Source organism: Janthinobacterium sp. SUN033 (assembly GCF_030397595.1).
GTDB classification, from domain to species: Bacteria; Pseudomonadota; Gammaproteobacteria; order Burkholderiales; family Burkholderiaceae_D; genus Janthinobacterium; species Janthinobacterium kumbetense.
This window is the reverse complement of sequence record NZ_JAPQNV010000003.1, coordinates 1-13,868: the sequence shown is the minus strand read 5'-3', so window position 1 is coordinate 13,868 and position 13,868 is coordinate 1. Positions and strand designations below refer to the sequence as shown.

The window sequence follows — 13,868 nt, the reverse complement described above, 5'->3', positions numbered from 1 at the left end:
GTTACTGACGCAGCAGCGACTTGCGGTAGTCGATGGCGTAGCCCAGCTTGCCCTTGTCTTCGGTCAGTTCGTCGAACGCTGCGTGGTCGACTTTGCGCAGGGCGCCAAGGTCCGCCGCGCGCTTGCCGCCGCTGACGAGCTCCGCCGGTTGCAGCGCCACCATCGCCTGCGCCGCCAGCAGGATGGTGCTGGCATACACGGCGGGATCGAGCAGGTCGACACGCGCCAGGTCCAGCGCCGGTTTGCGGCGCAGCCAGTCGGCCCAGTAGAATTCGAGAAATTCCGTGGCCTGGCCGGGCGGCTGGTAGCCGATCTCGCGCGTAAAGTACACGAGCGAGCGGTAGGGATCGTCGCCCAGGGATGCGAGGCCGATGGCGGACGGCAACTGCTGCGGCGTGATGGCCTGGTTCCGGCCGTTTTTCAGCCATACCTTGTTTTCCGCGCGCATGCGGGCCCAGAAGGCCGTTTCGCCCAGCGCGCTGAAATTATCGCTGACTTTGACCCACACCTTGAGTTGGTGGTTGCGCCCGTCATCGGCATCCCAGAAAGTTGAAAACGTGTGGTGGCCATCGGTCAGGTACAAGGTGCCGCGCGGGCCGATGACGACAGTCTTCATGTCGTCGGGACGGCTGCCCACGGCTGCCTTGCAGCGGTAGCCGGGCGGTGGCGTGGCCAAGGTGGCGCCGGCGACATTGGCCGTGCCGGGCAAGACGTCGCCCTGGCCATTGGCTTCGCACAGGTCGGCGAATTTCTTTGGCTTGGCGATGTCGGCGATATGTTTTTCTTCGGCCGCATAGCGTCCCAGCTTGTAGTACACCTGGTCGTAGCCGATGGCCGGCTGGGTCGGATGCAGTTCATCGAGGCGCACCTGCAGGATGCGCGGATGGGCGGCGCTGCCCGTGACGGTCGCCATCAGCGCCTGCTGGCGCGCACTGAGGGCGGGCGCGACGGCAGCATCGCGGGCCAGTGCCGGCGGCAGGAAGGCTGCAAGGCAGGCCAGGGCCAGCAGCAGGGCGGGGATGCGGGAAAGAATCCGGTTCATTGCCTGTGTCTCCAATCGATACAGTATGGATGACGTCAGGCGCCGTGCCTTGATGCCGCGCAGGAGTGGCTCACATCGCTGCGCGCCGTCAGCGGCCCAGCATGCGCAGGCAGGCGTCGGCCACGTCGGCGGCGAAGGCGCTGCTGTCCTGTAACTGTGCGGCGATGGCGTCGTCCGTCACGCCATGCACGGCCGAGTAAATCATCAGGGCCGCCAGGCGTGGCTGCGGCAAAGGCCAGGTGCCGGCCGCCGCGCCGCCCGCCAGGATGGCGCCCAACTGGGCCAGGATGGCATTCTTGTCGGGATTGTCCGCGGGGTCGATGCCGATGCTGCGCCGGTGGCTCGTGTAGACGATGTCGTGCAATTGCCAGGTGCGCAGGTAAGTGGCCACATTCGCCTGCACCCACGCGCGCAGCCGGCCTTCCCAGTCGCCGGGCATGCACAGGTCGACGGCCGTTTCCAGGCTGGCCAGGAAGTGCTGCGTATAGCGTCCGGCCAGCGCCGCCAGCATCTCGTGCTTGGATGGAAAATAGTGATAGAACGTGCCTTTCGCCACGCCGGCCAGGGTGGTGATGTCGCTGACGGTGGTCGCTTCCACGCCCTTGTCGAGAAACAGGCGCTCGGCGGCGGCCATCAATTCATCGAGGCGCACTTCGGCAGGCTTGGTGCGCGGGCGAACGGGGGCCGGCGCGGCGGCGGCATCGGGCAGGGCGGGGTTGGCGTGTCGTGTCGTGGTCATACGCCCAGTATAAGTGAAGCGCGGGCGTCGCCCAAGCGTCCGCGTGCACACGATTAGCTTTTAATTGACCGACGGTCAGTCGATGGTTATGATGAAGGCGAACTCATGAATTGGAGACACGCCATGCAGCGCTATCGCCGCGCGGCCCTGGTGGCCGCCGCCTACCTGGGCACTTTTCTCGCCTCGCTCGACATCAGCATCGTCAACGTGGCTTTGCCCACCCTGCAAACGGCGCTGGCGACGGATATGGCGGGCTTGCAGTGGGTGGTCAACGCGTATGCGCTGTGCCTGTCGGCCTGCATGCTGTCGGCCGGTCCGCTGGGCGACCGGCATGGGCACAAGCGCATCTGGCTGCTGGGCGTGGCCCTGTTTACGGCCGGTTCGCTGCTGTGCGCGCTGGCGGTCGGCCTGCCGCTGCTGCTGGCGGGGCGGGCCGTGCAGGGCGTCGCGGGCGCCTTGCTGATTCCGGGCGCCATGCCGATACTGAGCCGCGCGTTTCCCGACCCGCGCGAGCGGGCGCACGTGATCGGCGGCTGGTCGGCCTTCAGTGCGCTGGCGCTGATCCTGGGACCGCTGCTGGGCGGCATGCTGCTGGAGGCCACGGGCTGGCAAAGCATCTTCCTGATCAACCTGCCGCTGGGAGTGCTGGCCATGCTGCTGGGCGCCTGGGGCATGACGGAACGCCATTACCGGGAACAGGCGGCGCTGGACCGGACGGGACAGGTGCTCAGCATCGTCTGGCTCGGTGCGCTCACCTACGGCTTGATCGCGCTGGGCGAGGTGAACGGACCGGGCGGCATGGCTGCCTGGCCATCGCTGGGCGTGGCGCTGCTGGCCTTCGTCGCCTTCCTGGCTGTCGAAGCGCGCGCGCCACGTCCTCTGTTGCCCTTGCGGCTGTTTTGCGACCGGACCTTTGCGTTGATCAACCTGGCGTCGCTGGTGCTGGGGTTTGCCTGCTACAGCAGCCTGTTCTTTTTCTCGCTGTACCTGCAGCAAATCCAGGGCTGGCCGGCGGGCGCCAGCGGCTGGCGCATGTTGCCGCAGTTCGCGGCCATGGGCGTCGTTTCCCTCTGCTTCGGCCGCCTCAGCCGCCACTTGTCGCTGCGGCGAATGATGCTGGGCGGCTATGTGCTGGCGGGCCTGGTGCTGCTGGCGACGGCGACCTTGGCGCCGCGGACGCCCTACGCCATCGTCGGCAGCCTGTTCGGCCTGCTGGGCCTGGCGATGGGCCTGGCCGTGCCGGCCACCGGTTTGCTGGTGATGGCATCCGTGCGCGGCGAGCAAGCCGCCATGGCTTCGGCCATCATGAATGCCTTGCGCCAGGCGGGCATGACCCTGGGCGTGGGCGTGCTGGGCAGCGTGATGAGCTTGCGCGCCGCCGCTTTGCTGGAGCGGGCGGGGCAGGTTGCCGCCCTGGCCGCCGGTTTTCAGCTGGCCATGCTGCTGGCGGGGCTGGCATGCCTGGCCGTGGCCTTGCCGCTGTACTGGCTGTCGCCGAAGTAAGGCTTATGCCTGCAAATGGCTGGGCACGCGCGGCGACGACATCAGGTCGCGGAACGCGGCCCAGTGCTCGGCGCGCGTCGCGCCCTGGCGCTCGACATAGGCTTTCGCCATGTCCTGGCCCAGGTTGTAATTGATGACGTACGCGCCCATGGCGTCGTAGAACTGCAGGCGCTGCGCGGATTTTTCGGCCGGATACAGGCGCACGTTGACCAGCCATTCCAGCGCTTCTTCGCGGGTCAGGCTGCCTTCGAGATACTGGCGCGCGATGTCGTTGTCGGCGTAGCCGAGCTTGGCCAGCAACTGGTTCAGCTGTGCGTAGCGGGGCGCCAGCGCCGGATCGAGGCCGGCCAGCGGGTACAGCACCTGCTGTTCGAATGCCAGCCGTTCTGCATCTGTAAAGCTCAGTTCGATGCCGTAATTGGCCGTGCCTTCGGCGATCAACGATTGCGGCGAGTACAGCGGATAGATGCAGTATTCCATCCAGCCCTTGCCGCGCACCAGGTCGCGCTCGAGCAGCACGTTGTAGACGTGGTGACCGGGATACGCTTCGTGGCAGCCGAGGTCGACCGCGCGGTCGATATACACGGGCAAGTCGGTATTGATCTGGATCACGCTCTGGTAGTTACCCTTGTACCAGTTGTAGCCGCTCCACGGTTTGTCGGTGACGAATTCCAGCACGAAATCCTCGCCTTCGGGCAGGGCGATGTACTGCAAGGTGCGTTCGCGGCCCGCGCGGATGGCCGCATCCATGACGGCGCGCAGCTTGTCGGCGGGAATGATAAGTTGCGCGCGCAAGGCGTTGACCCGGTCGCTGACCGTGCCGTCGCCAGGCAGCAGGGCATCGATCTGCGCCACCAGTTTTGCGTAATATGCGCGGCTGTGGTGGGGCGAGACGGCGTCGTACAGGCGCGCGCTTTCCGTGTCGAAATCCAGGCGTGTGCCTTGCAGCATGTCCGCCTTGGCCAGCACGGCTTGCAACTGCTTGCGCAGGTTGAGGGCGCGCAGGCAGGAGGCGTCAGCCAGCAGGGCCAGCGCCGCATTTGCGCCATCTTTGATATCGCTCAAACTCTGCGGCTGTTTGACCGCTGCGGCCTGCCACGCGGGCGGGCCGTAATACGCGTCGACATACGAGGCATCGTGCTGGCCCATGGCCAGGACCAGCTTGACGTAGCGTTCGGCCACGTCGGCGAGGGAAGGGGAGTTGCTGTCGTTGTTGGTCATGGAGGCAGGGTTCTTCACGGTTGGACAGCGCCTATTGTATAGCGCAATCAGCCAGACGTGAGGCACGGTCGGGCGACATCATTTCCCTATAACAATGAGAGAAATGCATCTTGATGTAGCTCAGTGAACCCGGCATTTGCGGCCTGTGTGAGCGGGTTTGGTAGCAAGATGGCGTGGTCTTCTTTTTTACATGTACACGTGATTTTCTCCTTGATCTTTCTTCGTTTATGGACGAATATGATGTACGAGATCCGGCACTATCTGACATCATCGGGCAGGGATTTATATACGGAATGGCTGAATCGCCAGCGCGACAACACGGCCAGGGTGGCCATCGTGCGCCGCGTGCTGCGTATGATTCCTGGCAATTTTGGCGACCACAAGTTTTGCCACGACGGCGTGTGGGAGTTGCGCATCGATGTGGGGGCCGGCTACCGTATCTACTATGCCATTGCCGGCGAACAGATCATTTTATTGCTGTGCGGTGGCGACAAGCGCACGCAACCGAAAGATATCGAGTACGCCTGTGCCTGCTGGCACGACTGGAAGGAGAGGGGACATGAGAGAGAACATGAACGAGGACATCCGCAAACCACCAAGAGACCGCTCGCATGACGAAGCGATGGCTGAGCTGTACCGCGACGATCCCGCCTTCGCCCTGGAATTGATCAACAATATCCTCGTCGATGGCGACCATGGCGAACTGCTGGCCGTGCTGCGCCAGCTGACGCGCGCCTTTGGCGGCGTGCCGGCCGTGGCGCAGGCGGCCAAGCTCAATCCTACCCAGCTTTACCGCACCCTGTCGCCCGAAGGCAATCCCTCGCTGAGCACCTTGACGGCCATCCTCGATGCCATGGGCTTGCGGCTGGCCGTGGAACCCAAGCAACCGTTTCCTGCGCCGGCTGCCTGAGTCCACTGGCAGCTTAAAACTCGACGGGCCGCGCTTCGCGCATCGCTTGCGTCATGGCCAGGCCGATGCGCGTCGCTTCCGTCGCGTCGTGCAAGGTCAAGGACAAGGTGCGCCGGCCCAGCGCCGCATCCGTAAACTCCTGCGCCTCGATCAAAAAGGCGTCGGCGAAGCGGGCATAGAAGTCCGGTGTGCATTCATTTCGCACGCCATGCGCATCCGAAATTTCCACCCTGTTCAGGCGCGGATTGCTGCCCACGGCCAGGCGGCCGCCCGTGCCGAACACTTCCGTCAGGGTTTCATGGCCATGCGCCATGGTGCGCGACGCCATGAAGCTGGCCATGCTGCCATCGGAAAACTCCACCGTTGCCAAGCCATTGTCGACGTCGCCAAACGCTTGCAAGCCCGTGTGGATGGCGTTGGTGCCACTGGCGTACACGCGTTTGGGCACGGGATTGCCCAGCAGCCAGCGCGCCAGGTCGATATCGTGCACGCTGCAATCGAGGAAGATGCCGCCGCTGGTGGGGGCGAAGCGCATGAAGGCGCCGCTGGGGTCGTTCTGGTCGCAGGTTTGCGAACGCACCAGGTAGGGCTTGCCGATCAGCCCTTGCGCGATCTTTTGCTGCGCGTCATGGTAGCTGGCGTCGAAGCGGCGCACGAAGCCGATCATGATGGTCAGCTGCGGGTGGCGCGCCGCTTCCGCTTCCACTTTCAGGCAGTCGGCCAGGTCCAGCGACAGCGGTTTCTCGCAAAATACGTGCTTGCCGGCACGCAGGGCGGCGATGATCTGGTCCGCATGCAGCGACGTGGGCGTGACGAGGAACACGGCGTCCAGGCCCGGGTGGGCCAGCAGGGCGTCGTAATCCGCATAAACATTGGTGATGCCGAGCGTGCTGGCGGCCCAGTCCAGTTCGGCTTGCACAGGACTGCAGGCGGCCACGACCTCGGCATTCGGCACGCGCTGTGCCAGGTTGATGGCGTGGCGCTGGCCCAGCCGGCCCAGGCCGACGATGCCGACTTTTAATGTTGGGGATGACATGGTGTCTCCAGATATTTTTATTATTGGTTTATAAAGTGACCACGCGCTGTTCGCGCCACGACAAGGTGGCCGCCTCGGCCAGTTCCAGTGCCTTCAAGCCATCGTGGACGGTGGTGCGCAGCGGCGTGCCGTGGGTGAGGGCGTCAAAGAAGTGCGCCATTTCCTGCGCGTAGGCCACGCGATAACGTTCCAGGAAGAAATCTTCCGGCTTGTCCACGCTGACGTTCACGGAACCATAGGCCGTCACTTCCGTCGGCTTGTGGTTGCCTGCCTGCAGCATGCCGGCGCTGCCCAGCACTTCGAAGCGCTGGTCGTAGCCGTAGGCGGCGCGGCGCGAAGCATTGATCTGGCACAAGCGTCCTTTCGCCGTGCGGATGGTGACGACGGCCGTGTCCAGGTCGCCCGCCTCGCCGATGGCGGGGTCGACGAGGCAACTGCCCGTGGCGTGCACGCTGACGGCTTCATCGTCGAGTATCCAGCGGAAAATGTCGAAATCGTGGATCAGCATATCCTTGAAGATGCCGCCCGAGACCTTGATGTAGCTCACGGGCGGCGGGCCGGGATCGCGGCTGGTGACCACCAGCAACTCCGGCGTGCCGATCTCGCCCGCTTCGATGCGTGTCTTGACGGCATTGAAAGTCGGGTCGTAGCGGCGCTGGAAGCCCAGCATGCACAGTACCTTGGCTTCCTTGACGGCGGCGGCGCAGGCGCGCGCGCGGTCGATGGTCAGGTCGACGGGTTTTTCGCAAAAGATGGCCTTGCCGGCGGCGGCCGAGCGCAGGATCAGGTCCGCGTGCGTATCCGTGCTGGAAGCGATGACGACGGCCTTGATGGCCGGGTCGGCCAGCGCCGCTTCCACAGTTGCGCTGCTGCCGCCGTGCAAGCCGGCAAGGGCGGCGGCCGCTTCCTGGTTGACGTCGACCACGTACTTGAACTGCACGCCGGGTTGGGCAGCCAGGTTGGCCGCGTGGATTTTGCCGATGCGTCCGGCGCCGAACAACGCTACTTCAATCATCATGTTCTCCTGGGGTGTGGATTTCTTCGATGTCGAGCTCTAATTTGTATGCCAGCGCGATGAACAGCGCCTGGCACAGGCAGATGGTGCTGGTCAGCGAACGGAAGGCGAAGGCGCTGCCCTCGGTGACGGTGAGCAGCGCGTCGGTGGCCCGTGCGAGCGGGGCCAGCTTGCTGTCGGTAATCACCAGGACCTTGGCGCCCTTGTCTTGCGCCGCCTTGATGCACTGCTGGGTTTCCTTGCCGTAAGGCGAGAAACTGATGGCGATCGCCACATCGCGTTCGCGCACGCTGCGCATCTGTTCGCGGTGCATGCCGCCCAGTCCGCTAATCAGGTGCACGCGCTTGTCCGTGTGTTCCAGCGCGTAGGCGATGTAGGAGGCGATCGGAAAGGACCGGCGCACGCCGATCACATAGATGTTTTCCGCTTTTAACAGCAGGTTGACGGCCGCTTCCAGCTGCGCGTCGTCGAGGCCGGCCGCCAGGTCGTCGAGGCCGGCGCGGCTGGCGCCGACGAATTCGCGCGTCAGGTCGCCTGCGCTGAGGGCGGCGTCGCGCGTGGAAATGAGCTTGCGGATGCGCTGCTGGTAGTCGGGCGTGGCGCCGGCCTGGTCCGTGTAGGCCTGGCGGAACACGTCCTGCATTTCCGAAAAGCCCGTATAGCCGAAGCGCTGCGCGAAGCGCACGATGGCGGACGGCTGCACGTCGCAGGCGGCCGCGATGTCGCTGATGCGTTCGAGCATGAGGCTGGCGCGGTGCTTTTCAATGTATTGCGCGATGACTTTCAGCTGGCGCGACAGGTTGTCGTACTCGGCGGCAATGTGCTGCATCAGCTGTTCGATGGGGGCGGTGGCTGCCATGGTGTTTTCCTCGGTTGCTTGCTGGGCCGCGCAACAGGATTGCGGCGGCTGGTTCTGGCGAGAATTATAGGAGTGAATCCGGAAAATAGAAATGATTTTCTATTTAAATTTATTTTGAAAATTTTATTGCATTTGTCTTTTTTGTGGCCTAAGCTGTGCGCAGTGCATCGGGTCTTGCCGGTCTTCCGGCTCCCCGCTGACACGCGACAAAAGCTGGCAACTATAAAAATTAATCCTTCAAGGAGACATTCATGCAAAGCAATAAGCGTAAGGGATTTCTGAAGCACCTGGCCGTGCTGGGCCTTGGCCTGGGACTGGGTCTGGGCATGAGCGCCAGCCACGCGGCAGGCGAGAAATTCGTGCTGATCAGCCATGCGCCCGATTCCGATTCCTGGTGGAATACGATTAAAAATTCCGTCAAGCAAGCAGGCGAAGACTTCAATGTCACCGTCGATTACCGCAATCCACCGAACGGCGACCTGGCCGACATGGCGCGCCTGGTCGAGCAATCGGCTGCCCGCAACTACGACGGCGTGATCGTCAGCATCGCCGACTTCAGCGTGCTGCAAAAACCCCTGGGCCTTGTTGCTGCCAAGAAGATTCCGTTTGTCACGATCAATTCGGGCACCCTGACGCAAAGCGAGCAGCTGGGCGCCGTGATGCACGTGGGCCAGCCTGAATACGAGGCAGGCAAGGGCGCCGGCGAAAAAGCCAAGGCGGCCGGCATCAAGTCCTTCGTTTGCGTCAACCACTACGCGACGAATCCGTCGTCATTCGAGCGCTGCCGCGGCTTTGCCGAAGCCATCGGCGTCGATTTCAAGGCCGCCACCCTGGATGCGGGCGAAGATCCGACCACCATCGAAAGCAAGTTGAGCGCCTACCTGCGCAACAACCCGAAAACCCAGGCCGTGCTGGCGCTGGGCCCCACCTCGGCCCACGCTTCGCTGAAGGCCCTGGAAAAAATGGGTTTGAAGGGCAAGATGTGGTTCGCCACGTTCGACCTGTCCGATGAAATCTCGAAGGGCATCAAGGATGGCAGCATCCAGTTCGCCATCGACCAGCAACCTTACCTGCAAGGTTATATCCCCGTTGCGGTGCTGGCCATCATGAAGCAGGACAAGACCACGGACCTGGCCAAGGTGCGCGAAAAGCTGATCAATAACGCCAAATTCAAGGCGCGCCTGGCCGAGTACGGCCTGGCACCATCGTATGGCCCGCGCCATATCGGTTCCGGTCCTGGTTATGTCACCAAGGACAATATCGGCAAGGTAGAGAAATACGCCGGCCAGTTCCGTTAAGCACCCGCTTTTCAGTTCAATCAAGACCTTAGTCGTTGTCCCCGCGCGCAGGCCATGCTTGCCGGCGCGCGGGTCCTGCCGCCCTGGAATTGCTGTCGAGGCTGGTAGGTTGCTATAAAACAAGGGAGACATAGCATGAGTACCGTGAAATTAAGCGTGGAGCAGGGTGGCATGGCCGCCTCGGGCACGCCGCCGCAAAAGCAGGGCGTTGATGAGCGCGTGGGGAAGGTCAGCTGGCTCAAGCGGCTGTTCAGCCGCCCGGAATTCGCCTCGATCTCGGGCGCCATCCTGGTGTTCGCCTTCTTTATCCTGACGGCCGGCGACTCCGGCATGTTCAACCTCGACGGCGTGATCAACTGGGCGCAAGTGGCCGCCTACCTGGGCATCATCGCCATCGGCGCCTGCGTATTGATGATCGCCGGCGAATTCGACCTGTCGATCGGCTCCATGATCGGCTTTGCCGGCATGATGATCGCCATCCCTTCCGTCTACTTCCACTGGCCCGTGTGGGCCGCCATCCTGTTCGCCTTTGCCGGTTCGATGGCGCTGGGCTGGCTCAACGGCTACCTGGTCATCAAGACGCGCTTGCCTTCGTTTATCGTCACCCTGGCCTTCCTGTTCATCCTGCGCGGCCTGACCCTGGCCCTGTCCATCATGTTTGCCAACCGCACCATCGTCAGCGGCATCGGCGCGCTGGCCGCCGACGACTGGCTGGCCATGACCCTGTTCCATGGCGAAGTGGGCACGTCGCTGTTCGCCTGGATGGCCAAGGCGGGCTGGATTACGGCGCTCGACAATGGCGCGCCGCTGGTCAAGGGCATCCCCAAGGTCATCGTCTGGTGGGCCGGCCTGGCGCTGGTGTCCGGCTTCGTCCTGGCCCGCACCCGCATCGGCAACTGGATCTTCGCCGTCGGCGGCGACGCCAACGCGGCCAAGAACGTGGGCGTGCCCGTGAAAACCATCAAGGTATCGCTGTTTGTCTTCACGGCGTTCTGCGCTTGCCTGTTTGCCACGCTGCAAGTATTTGACGTGGGTTCGGCTGCCGCCGACCGCGGCATGCAAAAGGAATTCGAAGCCATCATCGCGGCCGTCATCGGCGGCGCCTTGCTGACGGGCGGCTACGGTTCCGTCGTCGGCGCCTGCTTCGGCGCGCTGATCTTCGGGGTGGTGCAGATCGGCATTACTTATACCAATATCAATTCGGACTGGTTCCGCGTCTTCCTCGGCGTCATGCTGTTGATCGCGGTACTGTTCAACAACTTTGTCCGTGCCCGTGTCACGGAAGCGAGATAAGCCATGAGCGAATACATCCTTGCGCTGGAAAACATCAGCAAACGTTTCGGCTCCGTCATCGCCCTGCAAAACGTCACCCTGCGCCTGAAACCGGGCGAAGTGCATTGCCTGCTCGGTGACAACGGCGCCGGCAAGTCGACCCTGATCAAGACCTTGGCCGGCGTGCACCGGCCCACCAGCGGCGAGTATCTGGTTGACGGCAAGCCCGTCAGCTTCAATTCGCCGAAGGAAGCGCTCGACCTGGGCGTGGCCACCGTCTACCAGGACCTGGCGCTGGTGCCATTGCTGTCCGTGGCGCGCAATTTCTTCATGGGCCGCGAACCGATCCGGAAAATGTTCGGCGTGCTGCCCGTGATGGATATGGAATATGCGGCCACCACGGCGCGCGACAAGCTGGCCGAAATGGGCATCATGGTGCGCGACCCGCACCAGGCCGTGGGTACCATGTCGGGCGGCGAGCGGCAATGCCTGGCGATTGCCCGCGCCATCCACTTCGGCGCGCGCGTGCTGATCCTCGACGAGCCGACGGCGGCCTTGGGCGTGAAACAGTCGTTCAATGTGTTGAAATTGATCTATAAGGCGCGCGAACGTGGCTTGTCCGTGATCTTTATTACCCACAATGTGCACCATGCCTACCCCGTGGGCGACTCGTTCACCCTCTTGAACCGGGGCAAATCGCTGGGCACTTACACCAAGGAAACTGTTTCCAAGGATGAAGTACTCGACATGATGGCGGGCGGTGCGGAAATGCAAACGCTGATGAGTGAACTCGACGGTGTCACGATTTAAGGATAACCATGAATAACCCGACACAATTTGCCCAGGGCCGCGCGCTGGACGTGATCTGCCTGGGCCGCCTGGCGGTGGACCTGTATGCGCAGCAGATCGGCAGCACCCTGGAAGACGCGACCAGTTTCGCCAAGTACCTGGGCGGCTCGTCGGCGAATATCGCCTTCGGCACGGCCCGCCTGGGCCTCAAGTCCGCCATGCTGTCGAAAGTGGGCGACGACCACATGGGCCGTTTCTTGACGGACACGTTATCGAAAGAGGGCTGCGACGTCAGCCATGTCGGCATCGACCGCGACCGCCTGACGGCCCTCGTCATGCTGGGCATCAAGGATAAAAACACCTTTCCCCTGATTTTCTACCGTGAAAATTGCGCCGACATGGCCATCGAGCCATCCGCCGTCGACGCCGCCTTCATCGCTTCCAGCAAGGCGCTGTTGATCACCGGCACGCATTTTTCGACGGCTACGATGCACGCCGTCAGCACGCAGGCCCTGAAATTGGCGCGCGCCAACAACGTGCGCACCGTGCTCGACATCGATTACCGGCCCGTGCTGTGGGGACTTTCCGGCAAGGCGGATGGCGAAACGCGTTTCGTCTCGAACGACGGCGTGACGCGCCACCTGCAGGCGATCCTGCCGCAATTCGATTTGATCGTCGGCACGGAAGAGGAATTCATGATCGCCGGCGGCGGTGCCGACATCATGGCGTCCTTGCGCGCCGTGCGGGCCGTTACCCTGGCCACCCTGGTCGTCAAGCGGGGCCCGCTGGGCAGCGCCGTCATCGACAGCGTGGTGCCGCACAGCCTGGACGACGCATATAACTACCGCGGCGTGCGCGTGGAAGTGCTGAACGTGCTGGGCGCGGGCGACGCCTTTCTGTCGGGATTCCTGAAAGGCTGGCTGCGCGGCGAGGATTACGAAGCGTGCTGCCGCTATGCGAACGGCTGCGGCGCCCTCGTCGTATCGCGCCACGGTTGCGCACCGGCCATGCCGTCGCCCATCGAGCTCGACTATTTCCTCGCCAATGCGGCGAAACTGATGCAACCGGACCAGGACGCCACCCTGTCGCGCCTGCACCGCACGACGGTGGCGCGCCCGCAGTGGGATGAACTGTGCGTGTTTGCGTTTGATCACCGCACGCAATTCTTTGAGCTGGCGCAACAGGCAGGCGCGCCCGAATCGGCTATTTGCGCCCTGAAGCAATTGATGGTGCAAGCCGTGGCGCAGACGGAAACGGCCTTGCAACTGGCCGGCAAGACGGGCGTGCTGATCGATGGACGCTATGGCGTCGACGCGCTCAACGATGCGACGGGGCGCGGCTGGTGGATCGGCCGTCCCGTGGAATTGCCCGGCTCCAATCCGCTGCAATTCGACTGGGGCCGCTCCATCGGTTCGCACCTGCTCAGCTGGCCGAAGGAACACGTGATCAAGTGCCTGGTGCAGTTGCATCCGGACGATACCGTGGAAAACCGATTGGAGCAGGAAGCGCAGATCAAGGCCCTGTATGACGCGGCGCAAGTGAGCGGTCACGAACTGTTGTTGGAAGTCATACCGTCGGATGCCTTGCCGCACGGCGACGACACGGTCTTGCGCGCCGTCAAGCGCCTGTACAACCTGGGCATTTACCCGGAATGGTGGAAGCTGGAAAGCATGTCAGCCCAGCAATGGCAAGCCATCGATGCCCTGGTGCACGAGCGCGATCCGTATTGCCGTGGCGTCGTCCTGCTGGGCTTGAACGCGCCGATTGCCGCCCTGGCCGCCAGTTTTGAGCAAGCCAGTGCCAGCACGACGTGCCGCGGCTTCATGGTGGGCCGCACCATCTTCCAGGAACCGAGCCGCCGCTGGCTGGCCGGAGAGCTGGACGATGCGGGCCTGATCGCCGCAGTGCGCGCCAACTTCGAGCAGCTGATTTCCCTGTGGCAGCGCACGCGCAACCGCCTGGAGCGTGCAGCATGAGCGCCACAATCAGATTGACCATGGCCCAGGCTTTAGTCCGCTATCTGGCCGCCTTGCGCACGGAAGAGGGCGATGGTTCCTTGATCCCCCTGTTCGGCGGCGCCTTCGCCATCTTTGGCCACGGTAACGTGGCGGGCCTGGGCGAGGCGCTGTACCAATATCGGGAGAGTTTCCCCACGTACCGCGCCCACAATGAGCAGGCGATGGC

The 13,868-nt window shown here is 63.4% G+C and carries 13 protein-coding genes and 1 pseudogene; 8 read left to right on the top strand and 6 right to left on the bottom strand.

Features of this window, described 5'->3' with window-relative positions; translation table 11 throughout:
- Position 1: 1 nt before the first annotated feature.
- Together OX460_RS13090 and OX460_RS13085 are read right to left on the bottom strand one after the other, a co-directional pair.
- Positions 2–1,042 carry a ParB/Srx family N-terminal domain-containing protein gene (locus OX460_RS13090; protein WP_289898906.1) on the bottom strand — a complete coding sequence of 347 codons (1,041 nt, stop codon included), beginning with the start codon at positions 1,040–1,042 and terminating at the stop codon, positions 2–4.
- 88 nt (positions 1,043–1,130) lie between these two features.
- Positions 1,131–1,676, bottom strand: a complete 546-nt coding sequence (locus tag OX460_RS13085) for a TetR/AcrR family transcriptional regulator (RefSeq protein ID WP_289899356.1) — start codon at positions 1,674–1,676, stop codon at positions 1,131–1,133.
- Positions 1,677–1,904: 228 nt separating this feature from the next.
- Between OX460_RS13085 and OX460_RS13080 the strand changes: the two genes are divergently transcribed.
- On the top strand, positions 1,905–3,284 hold the full coding sequence (locus OX460_RS13080; RefSeq protein ID WP_289899355.1) for an MFS transporter: 1,380 nt from the start codon (positions 1,905–1,907) through the stop codon (positions 3,282–3,284).
- Positions 3,285–3,287: 3 nt separating this feature from the next.
- Here the strand turns inward: OX460_RS13080 and OX460_RS13075 are convergent, their stop codons facing one another.
- Positions 3,288–4,505, bottom strand: coding sequence for a hypothetical protein (locus tag OX460_RS13075; protein WP_289898905.1), 1,218 nt, complete (start codon positions 4,503–4,505; stop codon positions 3,288–3,290).
- Between the two features lie 240 nt (positions 4,506–4,745).
- Here OX460_RS13075 and OX460_RS13070 point away from each other — a divergent pair, with 240 nt between their 5' ends.
- Together OX460_RS13070 and OX460_RS13065 are read left to right on the top strand one after the other, a co-directional pair.
- Positions 4,746–5,120, top strand: coding sequence for a type II toxin-antitoxin system RelE/ParE family toxin (locus OX460_RS13070; protein WP_289899354.1), 375 nt, complete (start codon positions 4,746–4,748; stop codon positions 5,118–5,120).
- Positions 5,077–5,415, top strand: a complete 339-nt coding sequence (locus OX460_RS13065; RefSeq protein ID WP_099664432.1) for an addiction module antidote protein — start codon at positions 5,077–5,079, stop codon at positions 5,413–5,415. The genes OX460_RS13070 and OX460_RS13065 overlap by 44 nt, the downstream gene beginning before the upstream one ends.
- 13 nt (positions 5,416–5,428) lie before the next feature.
- Here the strand turns inward: OX460_RS13065 and OX460_RS13060 are convergent, their stop codons facing one another.
- From OX460_RS13060 to OX460_RS13050, 3 genes are read right to left on the bottom strand one after another with little or no spacing between them, the layout of a single operon-like run.
- The gene (locus tag OX460_RS13060; RefSeq protein WP_289898904.1) at positions 5,429–6,451 is read right to left on the bottom strand and encodes a Gfo/Idh/MocA family oxidoreductase; all 1,023 of its coding nucleotides are present in this window, start codon (positions 6,449–6,451) and stop codon (positions 5,429–5,431) included.
- A 28-nt stretch (positions 6,452–6,479) separates the two neighbouring features.
- Positions 6,480–7,466, bottom strand: coding sequence for an inositol 2-dehydrogenase (gene iolG / locus OX460_RS13055; protein WP_081345411.1), 987 nt, complete (start codon positions 7,464–7,466; stop codon positions 6,480–6,482).
- Positions 7,459–8,325 (bottom strand): MurR/RpiR family transcriptional regulator, encoded by an 867-nt coding sequence (locus OX460_RS13050; RefSeq protein ID WP_289898903.1) that lies wholly within the window; start codon positions 8,323–8,325, stop codon positions 7,459–7,461. The genes iolG and OX460_RS13050 overlap by 8 nt, the downstream gene beginning before the upstream one ends.
- Positions 8,326–8,576: 251 nt before the next feature.
- Here OX460_RS13050 and OX460_RS13045 point away from each other — a divergent pair, with 251 nt between their 5' ends.
- The 5 genes and pseudogenes from OX460_RS13045 to OX460_RS13025 form a co-directional block, all read left to right on the top strand.
- Positions 8,577–9,623 carry a sugar ABC transporter substrate-binding protein gene (locus OX460_RS13045; protein ID WP_251351991.1) on the top strand — a complete coding sequence of 349 codons (1,047 nt, stop codon included), beginning with the start codon at positions 8,577–8,579 and terminating at the stop codon, positions 9,621–9,623.
- Positions 9,624–9,794: 171 nt separating this feature from the next.
- Positions 9,795–10,916: an ABC transporter permease gene (locus OX460_RS13040; RefSeq protein ID WP_289899353.1), complete on the top strand. Its 1,122-nt coding sequence runs from the start codon at positions 9,795–9,797 to the stop codon at positions 10,914–10,916.
- 3 nt (positions 10,917–10,919) lie between these two features.
- Positions 10,920–11,705 (top strand): ATP-binding cassette domain-containing protein, encoded by a 786-nt coding sequence (locus tag OX460_RS13035; protein WP_251351989.1) that lies wholly within the window; start codon positions 10,920–10,922, stop codon positions 11,703–11,705.
- An 8-nt stretch (positions 11,706–11,713) separates the two neighbouring features.
- On the top strand, positions 11,714–13,660 hold the full coding sequence (gene iolC, locus OX460_RS13030; RefSeq protein WP_289898902.1) for a 5-dehydro-2-deoxygluconokinase: 1,947 nt from the start codon (positions 11,714–11,716) through the stop codon (positions 13,658–13,660).
- Positions 13,657–13,868 (top strand): annotated as a pseudogene (locus OX460_RS13025) (3D-(3,5/4)-trihydroxycyclohexane-1,2-dione acylhydrolase (decyclizing)); the annotation flags it as partial. The gene iolC and the pseudogene OX460_RS13025, both read left to right, overlap by 4 nt.

Excerpts from the sequence above, each read along its gene's own strand:
- OX460_RS13035 (WP_251351989.1), top strand. The coding sequence starts at position 10,920 with ATGAGCGAATACATCCTTGCGCTGGAAAACATCAGCAAACGTTTCGGC.
- OX460_RS13085 (WP_289899356.1), bottom strand. The coding sequence starts at position 1,676 with ATGGCCGCCGCCGAGCGCCTGTTTCTCGACAAGGGCGTGGAAGCGACC.
- iolG (WP_081345411.1), bottom strand. The coding sequence starts at position 7,466 with ATGATTGAAGTAGCGTTGTTCGGCGCCGGACGCATCGGCAAAATCCAC.
- OX460_RS13065 (WP_099664432.1), top strand. The coding sequence starts at position 5,077 with ATGAACGAGGACATCCGCAAACCACCAAGAGACCGCTCGCATGACGAA.
- OX460_RS13050 (WP_289898903.1), bottom strand. The coding sequence starts at position 8,325 with ATGGCAGCCACCGCCCCCATCGAACAGCTGATGCAGCACATTGCCGCC.
- OX460_RS13075 (WP_289898905.1), bottom strand. The coding sequence starts at position 4,505 with ATGACCAACAACGACAGCAACTCCCCTTCCCTCGCCGACGTGGCCGAA.
- OX460_RS13060 (WP_289898904.1), bottom strand. The coding sequence starts at position 6,451 with ATGTCATCCCCAACATTAAAAGTCGGCATCGTCGGCCTGGGCCGGCTG.
- OX460_RS13070 (WP_289899354.1), top strand. The coding sequence starts at position 4,746 with ATGTACGAGATCCGGCACTATCTGACATCATCGGGCAGGGATTTATAT.
- OX460_RS13040 (WP_289899353.1), top strand. The coding sequence starts at position 9,795 with ATGGCCGCCTCGGGCACGCCGCCGCAAAAGCAGGGCGTTGATGAGCGC.
- OX460_RS13080 (WP_289899355.1), top strand. The coding sequence starts at position 1,905 with ATGCAGCGCTATCGCCGCGCGGCCCTGGTGGCCGCCGCCTACCTGGGC.
- OX460_RS13045 (WP_251351991.1), top strand. The coding sequence starts at position 8,577 with ATGCAAAGCAATAAGCGTAAGGGATTTCTGAAGCACCTGGCCGTGCTG.
- iolC (WP_289898902.1), top strand. The coding sequence starts at position 11,714 with ATGAATAACCCGACACAATTTGCCCAGGGCCGCGCGCTGGACGTGATC.
- OX460_RS13090 (WP_289898906.1), bottom strand. The coding sequence starts at position 1,042 with ATGAACCGGATTCTTTCCCGCATCCCCGCCCTGCTGCTGGCCCTGGCC.